Below are 654 nucleotides of genomic sequence, written 5' to 3'. Positions count from 1 at the left end.
GCCCTACCCGAGGCTCCGAGTACGCCCATACTCGCCGCACCCGGGCAGCCCTCCGCGGGCGTACCCGCCACACCCGAGCGGCCCCGCCTCGCAGCCGTACCCGACCCGGCCACCCCACCTGAGGTAGACCCCACCCCGGCCGCCCACCCGGCCCCGGGCCTGCACCTCGACGTCGTCACCGAGCCCGAGGTACGCCCCGAGTACGCCTGCGCCGTACCCGCCGCCCTTGCCTACCCGCGCCGTACCCGCACCGAGGTACACGCCCGCGTACCCGACGCGCCCGTGGCGGCCAAAGACCCGGTCCCGGCCGCCCGTCACCGCAGTGCCACGGACCGCGCACCCGTACCCGACTCGGCTCCTACCCGACCCGGGACCGTACCCGCACCCGTACCAACCCCACCCGAGGTAGACCCCGTACCCGCCAGGTCGGGTACGGGCGTACCCGACGACTTCGAGGCCCTGCTCGCCCGGGCGCGAGAGATCGACGCAGAGCACCGCCGTACCCGCCGTCGGCCCGCCTCCATCGCGTACCTCAAGTCCAGCCTCCGCATCGGCCAGTCCAAGGCCCAACGCATCCGCGAGGCCCTCGACGCCCCCGCGGACGCCCGCTGATGGGCGGGCAGCCGCCGCCCGGCGCCGACGAGCTGCGCGCCC

1 pseudogene is annotated in these 654 nt (G+C 76.1%); it reads left to right on the top strand.

Features of this window, described 5'->3' with window-relative positions:
- Window positions 1–612 (top strand): annotated as a pseudogene (locus LPA54_RS34660) (hypothetical protein); the annotation flags it as partial.
- Window positions 613–654 lie beyond the last annotated feature (42 nt).

The organism is Streptomyces sp. DH12, assembly GCF_020873895.1.
GTDB lineage: Bacteria > Actinomycetota > Actinomycetes > Streptomycetales > Streptomycetaceae > Streptomyces.
Note: the sequence above shows the minus strand (reverse complement) of the source record. Positions and strands in the feature narration are given on the sequence as shown.